Source organism: Flavobacterium sediminilitoris (genome assembly GCF_023008245.1).
GTDB classification, from domain to species: Bacteria; Bacteroidota; Bacteroidia; order Flavobacteriales; family Flavobacteriaceae; genus Flavobacterium; species Flavobacterium sediminilitoris.
This window is the reverse complement of record NZ_CP090145.1, coordinates 855,644-873,722: the sequence shown is the minus strand read 5'-3', so window position 1 is coordinate 873,722 and position 18,079 is coordinate 855,644. Positions and strand designations below refer to the sequence as shown.

12 protein-coding genes are annotated in these 18,079 nt (G+C 32.5%); 7 read left to right on the top strand and 5 right to left on the bottom strand.

Annotated features, from left to right (window positions below; genetic code table 11):
• The first annotated feature begins 1 nt into the window (after position 1).
• From LXD69_RS04055 to LXD69_RS04030, 6 genes are all read left to right on the top strand, one after another.
• On the top strand, positions 2 to 688 hold the full coding sequence (locus tag LXD69_RS04055) for a DedA family protein (protein WP_045970857.1): 687 nt from the start codon (positions 2 to 4) through the stop codon (positions 686 to 688).
• Between the two features lie 103 nt (positions 689 to 791).
• Entirely contained in the window at positions 792 to 1,904 is a 1,113-nt protein-coding gene (locus tag LXD69_RS04050; RefSeq protein ID WP_246917738.1) for an NAD(P)/FAD-dependent oxidoreductase, read from the top strand.
• A 1-nt stretch (position 1,905) separates the two neighbouring features.
• A complete protein-coding gene (gene mtgA, locus LXD69_RS04045; protein ID WP_246917737.1) occupies positions 1,906 to 2,640 on the top strand; it encodes a monofunctional biosynthetic peptidoglycan transglycosylase in 735 nt (244 codons plus the stop codon).
• A gap of 142 nt (positions 2,641 to 2,782) precedes the next feature.
• Positions 2,783 to 3,667, top strand: coding sequence for a hypothetical protein (locus LXD69_RS04040; RefSeq protein WP_246917736.1), 885 nt, complete (start codon positions 2,783 to 2,785; stop codon positions 3,665 to 3,667).
• Between the two features lie 22 nt (positions 3,668 to 3,689).
• Complete coding sequence (locus LXD69_RS04035) at positions 3,690 to 4,649, top strand: fasciclin domain-containing protein (RefSeq protein ID WP_246917735.1); 960 nt, start codon at positions 3,690 to 3,692, stop codon at positions 4,647 to 4,649.
• A 130-nt stretch (positions 4,650 to 4,779) separates the two neighbouring features.
• Complete coding sequence (locus tag LXD69_RS04030; protein ID WP_045970867.1) at positions 4,780 to 5,580, top strand: TIGR00266 family protein; 801 nt, start codon at positions 4,780 to 4,782, stop codon at positions 5,578 to 5,580.
• A 98-nt stretch (positions 5,581 to 5,678) separates the two neighbouring features.
• On the opposite strand, the gene LXD69_RS04025 is transcribed toward LXD69_RS04030, so the two are convergent.
• The 3 genes from LXD69_RS04025 to LXD69_RS04015 are packed head-to-tail and all read right to left on the bottom strand — an operon-like array spanning position 5,679 to position 14,163.
• A complete protein-coding gene (locus LXD69_RS04025; protein ID WP_246917734.1) occupies positions 5,679 to 7,544 on the bottom strand; it encodes an OmpA family protein in 1,866 nt (621 codons plus the stop codon).
• Between the two features lie 17 nt (positions 7,545 to 7,561).
• On the bottom strand, positions 7,562 to 8,497 hold the full coding sequence (locus LXD69_RS04020; RefSeq protein WP_045970871.1) for a PorP/SprF family type IX secretion system membrane protein: 936 nt from the start codon (positions 8,495 to 8,497) through the stop codon (positions 7,562 to 7,564).
• 53 nt (positions 8,498 to 8,550) lie between these two features.
• Positions 8,551 to 14,163 (bottom strand): T9SS type B sorting domain-containing protein, encoded by a 5,613-nt coding sequence (locus tag LXD69_RS04015; RefSeq protein WP_246917733.1) that lies wholly within the window; start codon positions 14,161 to 14,163, stop codon positions 8,551 to 8,553.
• Between the two features lie 172 nt (positions 14,164 to 14,335).
• On the opposite strand from LXD69_RS04015, the gene LXD69_RS04010 reads away from it, so the two are divergent.
• The gene (locus tag LXD69_RS04010) at positions 14,336 to 15,079 is read left to right on the top strand and encodes a UDP-2,3-diacylglucosamine diphosphatase (RefSeq protein WP_246917732.1); all 744 of its coding nucleotides are present in this window, start codon (positions 14,336 to 14,338) and stop codon (positions 15,077 to 15,079) included.
• Here LXD69_RS04010 and LXD69_RS04005 read toward each other — a convergent pair.
• Together LXD69_RS04005 and recJ are read right to left on the bottom strand one after the other, a co-directional pair.
• Positions 15,076 to 16,344 carry an MFS transporter gene (locus LXD69_RS04005; RefSeq protein WP_246917730.1) on the bottom strand — a complete coding sequence of 423 codons (1,269 nt, stop codon included), beginning with the start codon at positions 16,342 to 16,344 and terminating at the stop codon, positions 15,076 to 15,078. The two genes, LXD69_RS04010 and LXD69_RS04005, sit on opposite strands and share 4 nt — an antisense overlap.
• 2 nt (positions 16,345 to 16,346) lie before the next feature.
• Positions 16,347 to 18,038: a single-stranded-DNA-specific exonuclease RecJ gene (gene recJ, locus LXD69_RS04000; RefSeq protein WP_246917729.1), complete on the bottom strand. Its 1,692-nt coding sequence runs from the start codon at positions 18,036 to 18,038 to the stop codon at positions 16,347 to 16,349.
• Positions 18,039 to 18,079: the final 41 nt, after the last annotated feature.

The window sequence follows — 18,079 nt, the reverse complement described above, 5'->3', positions numbered from 1 at the left end:
AATGGAAGATTTTCACTGGACAAAGCTTTTTAATCCAGAGTTTTATATTACAATGGAGATAAATGGAGTTCCAATAGGAATTTACATGGTTCTATTTATTGTTTTTGCAGAAACGGGATTGTTTGCAGGTTTCTTTTTACCAGGAGATAGTTTGTTGTTTCTTTCAGGAATTTATAATAGAGAGTTAATAGAGACTTTTTTTATTATTCCAAGTGATTTTTCAAATGTAATTATTTTAGCTGTTTTAATAGCAATCGCAGCAACTTTAGGAAATATTTTTGGTTATTGGTTTGGCTCTAGAAGTGGTAATTATTTATATACTAAAGAGGATAGTTTTTTCTTTAAGAAAAAATATTTAATTGATTCACAAGTTTTTTTCGAAAAACACGGAGGTAAAGCAATTATTTTTGCGCGATTTTTACCTATAATACGAACTTTTGTACCAATTATTGCTGGAATCGTACACATGAAGAAAGCTAAATTTATGTTTTATAACATACTAAGTTCTATTATGTGGTCATTTACTTTAGTTTTTGCAGGTCATTATCTTTATGGATTCTTTTTAGATGAACTTGATATCGATTTGAAAAAGCATATTGAAAAAATTATACTAATACTTATTGGAGTAACTACTTTTCCTTTAGTGATGAAGGCAATTAAATCTAGAAAAAAGGAAACTACTGATTAATATGTAAATCTCATTTTTTTAGAACTTATTCTATCTTCCTCCAAAAACGCACTTAAATTAAAGAAAGTAAATTATTATATTTACTCCTTATAATATGCGTTATATGCAACTAAGTTATTGGGAATTAAAAAATTGGTTTACAAATGTTGATTATACAATTGTAGGTAGTGGAATTGTAGGGTTACATTGTGCGCTACAGCTTCGTGAACGATTTCCAAACAGCAAAATATTAATTTTAGAAAAAGGTCCTTTACCACAAGGAGCTAGTACAAAAAATGCAGGTTTTGCCTGTTTCGGAAGTATATCAGAAATAATAGATGATTTAAAAAATTATTCTGAGGAGGATGTTATTGAACTGATTAAAAAAAGAGTACAAGGGTTAAAATTGTTGCGTAATCGATTAGGTAATAATATAATTGATTATAAGCCATATGGAGGTTATGAGTTGTTTTTGAAAAATGATGAAGATTTTTATGATGAATGTATTCAAAGTTTACCCTTTATTAATGATCTTCTAAGACCACTTTTTAAAGCAGAAGTTTTTGTTAGAAAAAGAGATCAATTTAACTTTAATAATACTTTTAAATATCTAATTTTTAATCCATTTGAAGGTCAGATAGATACTGGAAATATGATGCAAGCTTTGTTAAAAGAAGCAATTTCAAAAGATATCTTAATACTAAATCAACAAAATGTAACTAATTACCAAGAATTAGCGAGTCAAGTTGAAGTTGCTACAAATGAAATAGTGTTTAAAACCAATAAATTGCTGTTTACTACAAATGGTTTTGCTTCAAAATTAACTAATAATAAAGTAAAGCCAGCGAGAGCACAAGTTTTAATTACAAAGCCAATTGAAAATTTAGATATAAAAGGAACTTTTCATTTAGATAAAGGATATTATTATTTTAGAAATATAGAAAATAGAATTCTTTTTGGAGGTGGTAGGAATCTCGATTTTGAAGGTGAAACGACAACAGATTTAGGTCAGACAAAAATTATTCAAGACAAGTTGGAGCAATTGTTAAAAACAGTAATTTTGCCAAACTATCAATTTAAAATTGAACATCGTTGGAGTGGTATTATGGGAGTTGGAAATCATAAAAAGCCAATTGTAGAACAATTATCTAATAATGTTTATTGTGGCGTGAGATTAGGAGGCATGGGTATTGCGATCGGTAGTTTAATAGGAAAAGAATTAGCAGAATTAATATAATATGGCAAAAAAAACTGCTTCAAAAAAGAAAACCACTAAAACACCAGTAAAAAGAACAGCAGGTCAAAAAATATTTCGTTTTGTTTGGAAATTGATTCTGTGGTTCAATATTGTAAGTGTTTTTTTTGTTCTTCTATATAAATTTGTACCCGTTCCATTTACACCTTTAATGATTATTAGAGCGTTTGAACAAAAAGCAAATGGAAAAGAGATGACATGTTCACATGATTGGGTTTCTATAGAAAATATTTCTCCAAATTTACAAAAAGCAGTTATTGCTAGTGAAGATGGATTGTTTTTAGAACACAATGGTTTTGATTTTAAATCAATGCAAAAAGCGTATGAGGGGAATCAAAAAGGGAAAAAGATAAAAGGAGGAAGTACAATTTCTCAACAAACAGCAAAAAATGTTTTTCTTTGGCAAGGAAGAAGTTATTTAAGAAAAGGGTTAGAAGCTTATTATACTTTGTTAATAGAATTATTATGGAGTAAAGAGCGTATAATGGAAGTCTATTTAAATAGTATTGAAATGGGAGATGGGGTTTATGGTGCTCAAGCGGCTTCAAAATACTGGTATCATAAAGAAGCAAAAAATTTATCTAGAATTGAAGCTGCGGGAATTGCTGTTATTCTACCAAACCCTAGAAAATTTAAAGCGTCAAATTCATCTGCATATATAAATAGAAGGAAAGCTAAGATTAGTAAATATATTGGATATGTTGATTTGAAATATTAATCTTTTTCCTTTACAAATTATTTTACCCGAGAGCATATAAATGTTTTCGGTTTTTTTGTACAAAAAAGTTTTTGTTTTTTTAAAACCAGTAAGGAGTATTTTACGTAAATGAGACTAAATGTAAAACTAAACATATAGTATCATGATTAAAAAACAATTACTATTAATTATCGCTGTAACAACATTGGGTTATATAAATACAGCCAATGCACAAAGTCCAATAAGTGGTTTCATGCAAGGAAAGGGTAAAGGAAATGTATCTATCTCTTACAGTTCTGAAAAATATGATGAAGTCTATTTAGTACCAGAACAAGTAGATGGCGTTCCAGTATTTAATGAGGTTCAAATTTCAAGTACGTCACTTTATGCTACTTATGGTATAACAGATCAGTTGGATGTTGTTCTTTCTTTACCATATATTGCTTCAAAAGGAAATGCTTCACAAGATGTTTTAAATAATTTAAATTTTTCTAACGAAAGAAAAGGAATTCAAGATGTTTCTGTGTTTGTGAAATACAATCCATTTTATTTTGACTATGGATCTTCTTCATTAAGACTTATAGGAGCATTAGGTTTAAAAACTCCAGTTGGGAATTACAAAGAAAACGAAGGACTTCAATCTATTATAGCAATTGGTAACAGAAGCACAACGCTTAGTGCAATTGGATTAGCTATGTTTAAAATGAATTCGGGCTTTTTTGCTTCAGGACAGTTTGGAGGAAATTTAGCTTCTAACGATGTGCCAAATTCATATATTTCAGAAATTAAATTAGGTTATGCAATTAAAGCGTTTTATGGTGATGCTTTTGTAGCAAATCAAACCTCTACAAGTGGTGTTGATATTTTGGGAGAAGGTTTTCAAGGTTTTTTTCCTGCAACACAAGTAAATTACACAAAAATTGGATTGAACTTATATGTTCCAGTTTATAATAGTTTGGGAGTTGCTGCAGGAGCATCTACTTTAGTTGATGGGAGAAATATAGGAAAAGCAACTGGTTTTTATGGAGCTTTAGTTTACAAATTTTAATAACAACTCTAAAATTAATAAAATGAAAAATATAAATATAAAAAGTACTGTTTTAGTTCTTACATTGTTAATAACATTAATATCGTGTGATAATAATTATGAAGATGAAACGCCATCTATAGCTTCACTTGCTGTTTCAAATCCGAATTTTAGTACATTGGAAGCTGCTGCTGTTCAAGGTGGAGTTGCAGTTGTATTGAGTAATAGTAATCCGAATGATCCATCTGGGAAATACACTGTTTTTGCTCCTACAAATGCTGCTTTTGCAAAGTTAGGTTTAGTGGATGCAGGAAGTTTAGGAGTGTTGCAAAATGGATTTTTAACGAATACTTTATTATATCATGTTTCAAATGGGAATTTATTAGCAAATCAAATTCAAGGAGGAAATGCTTCAACATCTGCTTTAGGAGTAGATAGACGTTTTATAGATAGAAATGGAGATTTGTATATTAATGGCTCAAAAATTGTTGCAACAAATGTTAATGCAAGTAATGGAACGATTCATGCAATTGATAAAGTAATGATTGCTACAGGAGTTAATATTGTTGAATCAGCACAATTATTGCAAACAGCCAAAGTGTTCAAAAGTCCAGAATTAACATTTTTGGTTCAAGCTGTTGTAACCTCAGGATTAGCACCAGTATTATCTGATCCGAATAATAATTTTACAATTTTTGCACCAACAGACGCAGCATTTAAAGAAGCTGGTTTTGCAACTATTCAAGATGTTGCTAATACAGATCCTATTGTTTTACAGCAAGTTTTATTAAATCACGCAATTGTTGGAGGCTCATTTACATCGGAACAAACAAGTACAACAGTAACAACTGCTGGAGGAGGAACATTAACATATAGTGTGTTCCAAAATGGAGTATTTACTATTGTTAGTAACGGGATTACGTCTCCTGCTAATATGGTAATTCCAGATATTCAATGTAGTAACGGTGTTGTGCATCTTATAGATAAAATTCTTTTGCCATAGTAGAATGTTTTTATTTGCAATTAACCACTTTAAAGTCTCGTAAATAACGAGACTTTATTTTTTGATTTTTTTTAAGTAACATTTTATAAACGATTTAGACTAATAAATAAGAATTAAAAACTATAAAATTATGCAAGCACATGAAATTGATTACCATATTTATGGTGAAGAAATGCAATACGTAGAAATAGAATTAGATCCGCAAGAGATTGTTGTTGCTGAAGCAGGAAGCTTTATGATGATGGATAATGGAATTAAAATGGAAACTATTTTTGGAGATGGTAGTAAGCAAGAAGGTGGAATTTTTGGTAAATTATTATCAGCAGGAAAAAGAGTGTTAACAGGAGAGAGTTTGTTTATGACGGCATATCAAAATATTGATTATGGAAAGAAAAAAGTATCCTTTGCCTCTCCATATCCAGGAAAAATTGTGCCAATAGATTTGCAACAGTATGGGGGAAAATTTATTTGTCAGAAGGATGCTTTTTTATGTGCAGCAAAAGGAGTTGCCGTTGGAATTGATTTTTCTAGAAAATTAGGACGTGGATTATTTGGGGGAGAAGGTTTTATAATGCAAAAACTTGAAGGAGATGGAATGGCTTTTATTCATGCTGGTGGAACATTAGCAAAAAAAGAATTACAAGCAGGTGAAATACTTAAAGTAGACACAGGTTGTATTGTAGGTTTTACTAAAGATGTACAATATGATATTGAATTTGTAGGAGGTATAAAAAATACTATTTTTGGAGGAGAAGGTGTTTTCTTTGCAACATTAAGAGGTCCTGGAAATGTTTATATTCAATCTTTGCCTTTTAGTCGTTTAGCTGATAGAGTTATTCAGTCTGCTCCCCAAATGGGAGGAAAAGATAAAGGAGAAGGAAGCTTGCTAGGAGGCTTAGGGAATCTTTTAGATGGTGATAATCGTTTTTAAGATATTTTTTTAGAGTAAGCAAATAAGCAAACGAGCCATCAAATAATTATTTGATGGCTCGTGTTTTAAATTTTAGATTTTAGAAACGTTATGCTATATTATTTTTTAATAATTAAAAATTCAGAACGTCTATTTTGAGAATGTTCTTCTTCAGTACATTCATCACATTGAACTTTTAGTTCACTTTCACCAAAACCTTGTCCACTTATTCTATCTTTATCTATTCCTTTAGAAATGATATATTGAACAGTTGCTTTTGCTCTTCTTTCAGATAAGTTTAGGTTGTATTTATCATTACCTCTATTATCAGTATGTGATTTTGCAAAAATTACCATATTAGGATGTTCATTCATTACAACAACAAGTTTGTCTAATTCTTCAGCACCTGATGCTGTTATGTTGCTTTTGTTAAATTCAAAGAATATAGGTTGTAATATTACTTCTTTTTCTGTAATAATAGGTTTAATAGGTTCTAAATATGCATCAACTAGTGCAGATCCATTTCCAGATGCTGGTAAGGTAAAAATACCATCTTCATATCCTTCTTTTGAAACTTTAAAAACATATTCTTTTTCGCATTTAATTTCAAAGATCTTTTGACCAACATCATTACTTTCACCTGTTGCCACAACACTATTAGTATCATCTACTACATTTATGATTGCTGTTTCAATTGGTTTTCTTGTTGTAGCATTTTTAACTAAGACAATAGCGTTCACACCACAAACAGGACTAGCTAAGTATATGTTATCAACACCTTCTCTATTACTTGAAAAAATAGCAACTTTTTTATTTGTATTAAAAGTAAAAGAGAAATCATCTTTTTCAGAGTTTACAGGTTCACCTACATTAATTGCTTCAGTTCCTTTTGTTAGATCTGCCAGATATACATCATATCCACCAAAACCTTGTCTTGAATCTGAAGTGAAATAAAGCATATTGTCATCTGTAATGAATGGAAAACTTTCGTTTCCTATAGTATTGATGTTTTCTCCAAGATTTTCAGGTGTTCCATATTCATCTCCGTTTACACTAACTTTCCAAATATCTTCTCCACCAATTCCGCCTGGCATATCTGATGAAAAATATAAAGTTTTACCATCATTACTTATACTAGGATTACGCATTGAGTAATTAATACTATTAATAGGTAGTGCTTTTATATTTTCCCATTTTCCATCTTTTTTAGTTGCAGAGTAAAGGAATATTCTACCATATTTAATATTCTTGGTTTTAACTTTTTCAAATTTATTTTCATTAAAACTTTCACTTACAAAATACATTGTATTTCCATCTGAAGTAATAGTTGCAGGACCATCGTGCCATTTTGTGTTTATTCCATCAACTAATGTAGGTTCACTTAGAGTCCCGTTTTCATTATAAGTTGCTTGGTATAAATCTAAGAAAGGCTCTTCGTTCCATCCATGAGTTTTTCTAGCGATATTTCTAGCGCTTGTAAAATAAAGAACATTGTCATTTGTTAAAATACCACCAAAATCTGACTTATCACTACTAATGTCAGAAGGTTTTATTTCAAATAAAGGTCTCTGAGACTTAAGTTTATTTAGGTAATTAGGATTGTTTTTAAATGCGGCTGCTCTTGCATCATTTGGTTTCATTGAAGCAAATTGCTGCATTTGTTTGTTTGCTTCGTCATAATTGCCTTCTGCCTTTAGCATTTGAGCATATTTATAATATGTCTCAGCATCTTGCTTCTCTTCGACTAATTTGGCATACCACTTTATTGCTTCTTTAGTATTGAAGACATTGTAGTAGCTTTCTGCTAATTGTTGATTAACATAGTTGTCACCTTGTCCTTTGTCTATTAGTTTAAGGTATTCATTTGCAGCTTCAACATATTCAAATCTATCAAATAGTTTGTCTGCATTTTTGGTTTGTCTGTTTTGTGCACTTAGTATTCCACTAGCGATTACAAAACTTAAGGTTATATATAGCTTCTTCATGTTTTATCGCTTTTAAATTAGAAATATCGAGGTGAACGAGATACCTTTTTCGGGAAATTCAAATCAAATAACATGATTATCTCGTGAGATGACGGAGTCGTTACTTTTAAATCAGATACAATATGATCATAAGCATACCCAATTCTTAAGTTTGGCGTAATAGCATAGTTTAACATGGCTCCGAAACTATCATCTAATCTATATGTAGCACCTACTTCAAATTTTTCATTGAATAAAAAGTTTGTTGATAAGTCTAATGATGCAGGAACGTTAAATGCTGATTTCAACATGAAGAAAGGTTTGAATTTTACCTTATCGTTTAGATCAAAAACATAACCACCGGTTAAAAAATAGTGACTAGTTTCAGAACCAAATTCTAATTGATCATCTTGTTCTCTAACATCTAAATGCTTTGATTTTAACATATTCGGAACAGAGAATGCTAAGTAGTATTTGTCTGTATAATAGAATAACCCAGAACCAATGTTGAAATAAGTATTACTTATATCTTGCGAAAAAGCTGGATCTCCAGGATTTGGAACATTTCCATTTCCAATATCACTATATAAACCTACCTTGTGAAAAGTTAGTCCCGTTTTAAGACCAAAAGCTAAACGATGCTCATCACCTAAATTTAATGTATATGAGAAATCTCCATAGACATTATTTTCTTCTACAGGTCCTAATTTGTCAGTAATAACAGATAATCCTAAGCCAACATTTTTGCCTACAGGCATGTGACCAGATAATGTTCCTGTTGTTGGAGCGTCTTCAATGTCTACCCATTGTTTTCTATATAATAATCCTATTGCTAGGTTTTCTTTGCTTCCAGCATAAGCAGGATTAATGACATTCATATTATACATATACTGTGTATAATGAGGGTCTTGTTGAGCGTTAACATCTACAAATATGGACATTATGCCTAAAGCTACTAAATATAGTTTCTTCATTTTTATTTTAAATTTTAAATACTGCCTTCATTTGAAGGCAGTATATTTAGTTTTTATTGTTGCCTATTTATATATATCCAACCTGTTTTTGATTCCATATCAGTAAAATCAATTACATAATAGTAAGTTCCATCAGGAAGTTCATCTCCATTTTCAGTTTGTCCTTCCCATTCATTAGTATAGTTTGCTTTACTGTACACTTTTTTACCATATCTATTGAAGATTTGTAATTCTTTTACGTTAAATCCTGATAAGTCAAAAGATTGGTTAAATTCATCACCATTAGGAGATATACCTTTTTGTATTGTACAAGCTATTATAGTAACTTCAATGTCAGTACTTAAAGCACACTCACTAGCGTCAGGTGTAAATGTATATGTTGAGGTTCCAATTGATGAAGTATTAATTGATGCAGGTGACCATGTTCCATTAATACCTTCTAAAGAAGATGTAGGTAACGTTGTGTCGTTTGAGCCAGAACATAAATCTTCAATCTCTGCAAATGTTACAGGAACAGCAGCATTAATAGTTATGTTTAAAGGTTCTGAGAAACAATCATTAGTAAGGTCATGTGCGATTACTGTATATGTTCCAGCAGTTACACCAGTAAATGTAGTTGATGTTTCTGTTGTTGTATTAGTACCATCACTTAAAATATATTCATAATTAGTAACGTATAAAGTATAATTGCCAACATCTGAATAGTCTTCAGGGTCTAGAGTGTTCCAGTCACTTGAATTCCATGTGGTTGATGGTAATATGGTTCCTGTAGTATTTCTTCTATAAGTGTATCCTACACCATTTGAAGGTGTAAATATAGAACCATCTGTTGTTCCCCACATATCAATGTCAACATCTGCAATTGTAGCAAGTCTTATATTGTCATTATTGTTAACACCTGAACATGTAGTAAATGATAAATCAGGAGTAATTGTAGGAATGTTTGCACTATTACTTAATTTAATAACAACAACATCATTATTTGCTAATGTACCACTTAATGGAAGATCACAATTTACAGAAGGGTTTCCATTAGTATAAACTTTTAACTTATAATTACTTAAATCAACTGAAGCTCCTGTTCCATTATATACTTCAACATAAGTTAATGATCCAGATTGTGAATCTGTAACCTCAGATATAAATAAGTCAGAAGTAGTGTTTATTTGTTCGATTAATGGTGAAGTCACTTCAATAGTCGTTGTAGAATTAGTACAAAGTGGGAAGTCAGCAGTAGGGACAGGAACTGTTATTACCGCCACACTTGCACTGATACCTGTAAGTGTATTTGTACAATTAGTTGTCGTGTTTGTTATGCTAATTATTGAAACCTCAACTGTTGATGAAGGTGTTGGAACTACTAATGTATATGATCCTGTTCCATCTAGTGCTAAAGTTTGATTAGTTCCACCGTCAATGTTGTAAGTAACAGTTGAATCTGGTGTACCATCAATTATAAATGTAGCATCGCTGCCAATACAAGTTGTTTCGCTAGCAGGTGTAATGCTGTTGATTACAGGTAATGGGTTAACAATAACAGTGCTAATATCAGATAAAGTTACATTACAAGCAGAGTTATAAATGGCTGATAATCCTAAATCAACATTTCCTACAGCAGGGTTTACAACTGTAATTGTTAAACTTCCAGAAGCATCAAAAACAGATGTTTGTGTTGTTCCTCCATTTATTGTATAGTCTAAAGAATAATTTGGTGTTCCTTCAATAACAAAAATAGCATCTGAACCAAAGCAAATTGGAGAATTTGATGTTATTTGAGAAATAGAAGGAGAAAAATTAGTTATCGTTAGTGAACTCGCATCTGTTGTTGTACATCCATTAATTTCAAAATTGAAATTTGTATATGTTCCAGCATTTAAACCTGTAATTATGATTTCTCCATTAGGATTTGCTGTAAAGTTTGCTGGACCAACTGTAACTGTATCATCATCATAAGTTACGTTATATACTTCTCCAGGATTAAATCCAGAAGCTATAATTGTAGCATTTGAGCTATTACATTCTTCATTTGTGGTAGTAAAACTTGGAGCGCTTTGAATAGAGAAAGTTGCAATAAAGTTATTTCCTCCATTGTTTACCAAAACAGTATCATCACAGTCAGTTGTACTATTGTGGTCTCCTACTAAATCAAAGTAAACTTCAATAATATAATTGCCAGGAGGAGAAGTTGTTAAATCAATAGTTGAAGAAATATTTCTCCATTTTTGATCTCCTGAATTACAAGTTCCTCCTGTTGGGAATGTCCCTGCGATACAATCATCAAATAAAGTTAATCCTATACTTGAAAAAGGTATAGTATTAGGATCTACTGATGATTCATATACCTTGTAATATAGATTAGCATTACAAACATTTGAAGTTGATGTTTTAAAAGATTTTAATTCAGCACCTTGAAGAATTAGATTTGCTGATCCTTGTACGTACGTTCCATAATCATTATTAGTGTAAATATTTGACGCAGGGCCAATACTTACTGATCCAGAACCTGTAACGTTATAAAATTCTCCAGTTGCTGGCGTTTCACAGTTTTGGATATGAACTGCTGTAGCAATACTATTAAATGTACATGTTGCTATTATTTCTATTTCGATAACTACAACTTCTGCACATTGAAATGAAGCGTTAGGAGTAAAAGTATATTGGAATACGCCTGCTGTTGAAGTGTCAATTGTAGCAGAAGGAGACCATGTACCTTGAATTCCATTATTAGAAGTGTCTGGTAATGTTTCTTGTGTTGATCCAAGACAGAATGGTCCTGGTATAGCAAATGTAGGAATTGTTTTTTCTAAAACGGTTACTTCAATAAAATCTGAAGTAGCACATAATGAATTTTGATCTGTTGACTCAACTTGAATTATGTATGTTCCAGGTGCCGTAGGTGTGAATATAACTGAAGTTCCTGTTGTTGCACTTAGTCCCGTTGCTGGTGACCAATTATATACTCCGTTTCCTCCAGTAGTATCAAGTGTTAAAGTTTCGTCTATACATATAGTTGTGTTTTCCTGTGTTATGTCTACATCAGTAGTTGTAGAGCCTCCAGATGTTACAGTAACAGAGTAGTCACACTGAGCTCCAGCAAAACCATCGATCATTAAATAATAGTTTTGACCAGGAATTAATCCATTAAAATTTAGTGAATTTGTACCAACAGTCATTTGAAAATAACAATCAATAACATCGATTGGTCCACTACCTGGAGTTGCGGCACTGAATATCATAAATTGAATATCACTTCCGTTGATACAGTTTCCTACTAGAACATCCATAGAAATTGAAGTAGATGTTGCTTGGAAAGTTAGGAAGGAATTGTTTTCAATTGACCCACAAAATGCAGTATCTAATTCAGGCCAATCTCCTTCGTCATTGTATGCTAGTGACGTGTTTCCGCAATATCCATTTAAATTACATACGGGAGCAGCTTCTGGAATAACATCTCCTGCAGGAGTTGATCCACCACAACCAGGGAATAACGTTGTGAATTTTTTAGGTCCAGTCCAAAAACTAAAGTCTCCACCTCCACAATCTGATAGTATATAGTATTCATATTCTGTATTTGCATCTAAACCAGTTATTGTGTATGGATTTGATGTTACAGTTAAAGGATATGATGGTAATGCATTTGTGTAAGGAGGAGTAGGGTATCCACTTCCAACAGGTTGTATGATTATTTGCCATGTACCAGATGTTCCTGTTTCAGTCCATTCCAATGTAGCTCCTTCTTCTGAAATTGAAGTTGTAATTAAGTCAGTTGGAGCAGGACAAGTTGGAGGTGGTGTACATTGAATAGTTGCATCCCAACCTGCTAAATTTGTAAATCCATTTGAAGTGAAATTGAATGTTAAACATCCATTTGCAGCGCTTGATACTAATATTGGAGGTAAAGTAGTTCCTGTAAAAGTACCTAATACTGGGGCAGACGTATTATCTCCATTGTATACGGTTAGTATGTCGTTTGTAGCAAGATTAAAAGAGTTGAAAAATGCAGTTACAACATTTCCAGGGGTGTCAGGACAAATTGTAGTTGTGACATTTTGGTTTGGTAAATAGTTTCCTGTTGGTCCACCTTGATCATAAAAATGATCTCCAGCACAGTAATCGGGTGCAGTTGTAAAGGTGGAAGTATTTGACCAATTGCTAGTATCTGTAGGGCTACATATTGCTCTTACATATACATCATAAGTTGTAAATGAATCTAACCCAGTGGCTAAAAACGAATATGGAGGGCCTGCTGAGGCTATATTTGAGTATGTTGGAGTTGTCCCTGGATCAGGAGCAGGAGAGCCAGATGGGACTACATATATATCCCAAGCAGTAGCTCCAATAGCGTGATCCCAATTTATATTTCCGCTTGAAGGAGAAACAGAAGTGTATGTAACGTTAGTTGGTTTAGGACAGGTTGGGATAGGGGCACAAACAATATCGGCTACCCATCCTGTTCTAGTTCCGCTTCCGTCACTTTTAAACATAAAGGTTAAACAACCGTCAGGATTTGTTGCTTCAAAAGGACCAGGGATTGTTGTACCCCAGTACCCTCCTGCTAAGCCTCCAGGGACATTTCCTGGTCCATTTGTGCTTGCTATTTGAGGGGAAGTTATTGATGTTCCGTCAAATACATATAGTGCATCCCAATTTTCTTCAGTATTGAAAGAATTGAATGTTACAGTTATATAATCTCCAATGTTATCTGGGCATATAGTGATAATGGAGTCTTCATTATTTCCATAATTAGCTGTTGTGCCACCTGGGTCAACAAAATTACCTCCACAACCAGGAGGAAGTTCGGTGGTACTAAAACAAAATGGCCCCGTCCATTCGCTTATGTTGTCTGAACTACAAACTGCTCTTACATAGTAACAATAATCTGTTAAAGGATCTAGACCTGTTAAGTCATAAGGTGGAGCTGTATTTACAGTAATTGTAGTTCCTGTTCCTTGAGTAAATCCATCCAGACCATATTCTATTTCCCATTGTGTAGCACCTGAAGGGCTTGTCCAGTTTAGTTCTGCATGATCACCAAATGGTGTAGCGTCTAAGTTTGTGTTGTCTAAACATTTAGCGTCAATATTTACGTTGTCTATAAACCATCTATCTCCATTGTTGTTTTCCATTACGAATGCAACATATACAGGTTGATTTTCATAAATAGTACCTGACAAATCAACTATTTTTTGTATATAAGTTGTTTGATCAACGGTAAGAATTCCTCCCATTATTTGAGCTTCATCCCATGTTTGAACAATTGTGAAAGTTGACCTGTCAGTTTGTGATGTAGTTGAAATTCTAATAGTATATATACTTCCTTGAACTCCAGCTTGAGTAAGTTTTGTGTAAAAACGAATTTGTCCATTTGTAGGAATTGTTGTTTGTGGAGTTACTAGCCAATCTTCGGCTGTAGTTCCAGGGGCAACAGTTTCTTTGTTTAAATATGCAGCTCTTGTGCCTGCATATTGTTGTGTAGCGGGAGCTAATTGCCATCTTTGAGCAGTTCCTATCGAATTGTCAAATACAGACCAATCTCCCGATGTTAATGTCCACGTGCTTGGACCAGGAGGAGGTGCTGGTGACGAAGTACCTTCAAACCCTTCGGATAGTTGTCCAAAGGAAAGTAAAGTAGACATCGACATGAAAAAAAGTAATAATTTTTTCATTCTATAATTTTTTAGTTAAAATTTGATTAATAATCCAAAGTTAACAATTAATTGATGCTATTAAACATCTGTCGATAAAATGTATAATAACATCGATAAAATGCAGTTTAATGATTGTTTATTTTCATTACTTTTGTATGAAATTTAAATAGCCTAACCATTGGACAAAAAAATGAAGATTTATTTTGCTTCTGATCAACATTTTGGTGCACCTAACTCTGAAGAAAGTTTTTTAAGAGAATTGAAGTTTATTGCTTGGTTAGATGAAGTGAAAAAAGATGCTGATGTTATTTTTTTGTTGGGTGATTTATTTGATTTTTGGTTTGAATATAAAACAGTTGTTCCAAAAGGATTTATTAGGGTTTTAGGAAAATTAGCTGAAATAAGAGATTCTGGAATTCTTATTTATTTTTTTGTTGGAAATCATGATTTATGGATGGATGATTACTTTCAGAAAGAATTAAATATTCCTGTTTATCATGATAATAAAGAATTTGTTTTTAATGGGAAAACTTTTTTAATAGGTCATGGAGATGGTAAAGGTCCTGGAGATAAAGGATATAAGAGGATGAAGAGGGTGTTTACTAATCCTTTTTCAAAATGGCTGTTTCGTTGGTTGCATCCTGATATTGGTGTCCGATTAGCTCAATATCTTTCTGTTAAAAACAAATTGATTTCGGGAGCTGAGGATGTTAAGTTTCTCGGAGAGGAGAATGAATGGCTAGTTCAATATGCAAAAAGAAAATTGGAATACAAACATTATGATTATTTTATTTTTGGACATCGTCATTTGCCTATGATTGTTGATGTTGGTGAAAACTCTAAATATGCTAATCTAGGCGATTGGATTGGTTATTTTACATATGGAGTTTTTGATGGGGAAATATTTGAGTTGAAAGAATATAATAAGAGCTAGTTTTCTTTTTCTAATTCTTCTATTTCTTTTTCTAAATCTAAATTTCTAAAAGAAGGAGCTATTAATGCTGTTGTTATTACTGTTCCAATAGTCATACAACCTCCAAAAACAACTGCTTGAACTACTCCCATTAATTTTGCGGTAAGTCCGCTTTCAAAAGCGCCAAGTTCGTTTGAAGAACCTACAAAAATAGAGTTTACAGATGAAACTCTTCCTCTCATATTGTCAGGCGTGTGTAATTGTAGTATAGTGTTTCTTATTACAACAGATACACCATCGGCAACACCGCTTAAGAATAGAGCAACTACAGAGATCCAAAATATTTCGGATATTCCAAAAACGATAATGCTTACTCCAAAAATGAATATGGAAGTTAGTAACTTAACTCCTGCATTTTTATTCAAAGACACATAAGCTGCAATAATCATGGTAAGAATAGATCCTACTGCGGGCGCTGCTCTAAGTATTCCAAAACCTTCTGAGCCAACTTTTAAAATGTCTTGTGCGAAAATGGGTAATAGAGCAACAGCTCCTCCAAATAATACTGCAAACATGTCTAATGAAATAGCTCCTAATATTGTTTTATTTTTAAACACAAAGCGAACGCCTTCTTTTAAGCTTTGCATGATTGGTTCTCCAATTTTAGGATTTAAGATTGGTTTTTTTGAAATTTGTATTAGACTAATTAATGCAAATAATGTACAAGTAAATACTAAACACATGGACCAATGTACTCCAATTAATCCAATAGAAACTCCAGCTAAGGCTGGGCCAAACATGGAGCCTAACTGCCATGTGGAGCTACTCCATGTGGCAGCATTTGGGTAATTTTTTTTTGGAACTATTAAAGATAATAAAGAGAACACAGTTGGGCCAATAAAGGCTCTGACTAGTCCGCCAAAAAAGACTAAAATGTAAATTATTGTTAATGTATTGTTTATGGAAAGTGAATTAACAATACTGGGAATTGTTATTAAAAATAGACCTAAGCTAATTATGGAAAATCCTAAAAGACATTTTATTAGGAGTCCTTTTTTTTCACTTTGATCAACAATATGTCCTGCAAATAGTGCCATTGAAACGGCTGGAATGATTTCCATTAAGCCAATTATTCCTAATGATAAAGGGTTTTTTGTGAGGCTATATACTTCCCATTCTATAATAACAAATTGCATTGACCATGCAAAAACCATGGCAAAACGCATGCTTAAAAAAAAGCGAAATTCTTTAAAACGTAATGCTGCATACGGATCTTTTTTCTTCATTTTTAAGCTTTTATTGCTCTTATGTTTATTTGTAAGCTAGTTTTTCCGTTCCATTCGTTTTCATCTAAAATATATGCTATTTGGAATGGTTTTTTATTTTGTGTCAAAGATAAGTGTTTTCCTAATCCAAAGCCGATTCCTGCGATAGCTTCTTCATTATCTTGTTTAACAAATAGTTTTAAATGTTCTTCTTCGCTTCCTAAAGTTTTACCATAACCTGTGTCGTGACAATTGGAAGACATAAAGACTGGATGCATATTTTGTGGACCAAACGGTTCAAATTGTTTTATTATACGAATGAGTTTTGGTGTAATGTCTGAAAAGTTAATTTCTGCATCAATTGTTATTTCTGGGATCAGTAGATTGGGGTGTATGGTGTTTTTAACTGTTTTTTCAAATGCTTCTTTAAAGTTTTTGTAATTTTCTTCTTTTAAGGTCATTCCAGCAGCATACATGTGACCGCCAAATTGCTCTAAATGTTCTGAACATGCTTCTAAGGCATTATAGACATCGAAATCGCGAACAGAACGTGCGGATGCGGCTAATTTATCTCCACTTTTTGTAAAAACTACAGTGGGGCGGTAATAGTTTTCGACTAAACGAGAGGCTACGATTCCAATAACACCTTTATGCCAATTTTCTTGATATACAACTGTAGAAAATCGATCTTGTTCTTTGTTTTCTTCAATTTGTGACAAGGCCTCTTTTGTGATTTGTTTGTCTAGTCCTTTTCTGTTTGTGTTGAATTCTTCAATTTCTGATGCAAATTCTGTAGCTTGTTCTAAGTTAAATTCTGTTAGTAATTGAACAGCATAATTACCGTGTTTGATTCTCCCTGCTGCATTAATTCTGGGAGCAACAATAAAAACTACATCTGTTATGGTTAGTGTTTGTTTTTTTCTGTTTTGAATTAGGGCTTTAATTCCTGGTCTTGGATTTGTGTTTATGACTTCCATTCCAAATTTTGCTAAGATTCTGTTTTCTCCTGTCATTGGAACAATGTCGGCTGCAATTGCTGTTGCAACTAAGTCTAGGTATGGTATGAAATTTTTGATGGTTTGATTGCGATTTTGTCCAAGAGCTTGTATGAGTTTAAAGCCTATGCCACAACCGCAAAGTTCGTCATAAGGATATAAACAGTCTTCGCGTTTAGGGTCTAGTATAGCTACTGCATCGGGTAGTGTGTTTCCAGGTCTGTGATGATCGCAAATTATAAAGTCTATTTTTTTTTCTTTAGCATAATTTATATGGTCAATAGATTTAATGCCGCAGTCTAATGCTATAATTAGTGTAATGTTATTGTCTTCTGCAAAATCAATTCCTTTGTATGATATTCCATATCCTTCAGTATAACGATCTGGAATGTAAGTTGCAATGTTGGGTTGCAATGTTTTTAGGTAGCTTGATACTAGTGATACGGCTGTGGTTCCATCTACATCATAATCGCCAAATATCATGATGTTTTCATTATTTGTAATTGCTTTTTCTATTCGTTCAACAGCTTTATCCATGTCTTTCATTAAATATGGATTGTGTAAATCGTTTAGTGTAGGTCGAAAAAAAGCTTTGGCTTGTTCGTAAGTTTCAATACCTCTTTGAAGTAGTAGGATTGCAATAATTTCATCAACATGAAGTGCTTTTTGTAAGGTTTGTATTTTGTTTTTTTGTGGTTTTGATTTTAGGTTCCAGCGCATGGTTTTGAATTTTAAATTTATTTTGGCTTATATGTGGATTT

Coding starts and splice junctions, on each gene's coding strand:
- LXD69_RS04055 (WP_045970857.1), top strand. CDS start 2: ATGGAAGATTTTCACTGGACAAAGCTTTTTAATCCAGAGTTTTATATT.
- LXD69_RS04050 (WP_246917738.1), top strand. CDS start 792: ATGCAACTAAGTTATTGGGAATTAAAAAATTGGTTTACAAATGTTGAT.
- mtgA (WP_246917737.1), top strand. CDS start 1,906: ATGGCAAAAAAAACTGCTTCAAAAAAGAAAACCACTAAAACACCAGTA.
- LXD69_RS04040 (WP_246917736.1), top strand. CDS start 2,783: ATGATTAAAAAACAATTACTATTAATTATCGCTGTAACAACATTGGGT.
- LXD69_RS04035 (WP_246917735.1), top strand. CDS start 3,690: ATGAAAAATATAAATATAAAAAGTACTGTTTTAGTTCTTACATTGTTA.
- LXD69_RS04030 (WP_045970867.1), top strand. CDS start 4,780: ATGCAAGCACATGAAATTGATTACCATATTTATGGTGAAGAAATGCAA.
- LXD69_RS04025 (WP_246917734.1), bottom strand. CDS start 7,544: ATGAAGAAGCTATATATAACCTTAAGTTTTGTAATCGCTAGTGGAATA.
- LXD69_RS04020 (WP_045970871.1), bottom strand. CDS start 8,497: ATGAAGAAACTATATTTAGTAGCTTTAGGCATAATGTCCATATTTGTA.
- LXD69_RS04015 (WP_246917733.1), bottom strand. CDS start 14,163: ATGAAAAAATTATTACTTTTTTTCATGTCGATGTCTACTTTACTTTCC.
- LXD69_RS04010 (WP_246917732.1), top strand. CDS start 14,336: ATGAAGATTTATTTTGCTTCTGATCAACATTTTGGTGCACCTAACTCT.
- LXD69_RS04005 (WP_246917730.1), bottom strand. CDS start 16,344: ATGAAGAAAAAAGATCCGTATGCAGCATTACGTTTTAAAGAATTTCGC.
- recJ (WP_246917729.1), bottom strand. CDS start 18,038: ATGCGCTGGAACCTAAAATCAAAACCACAAAAAAACAAAATACAAACC.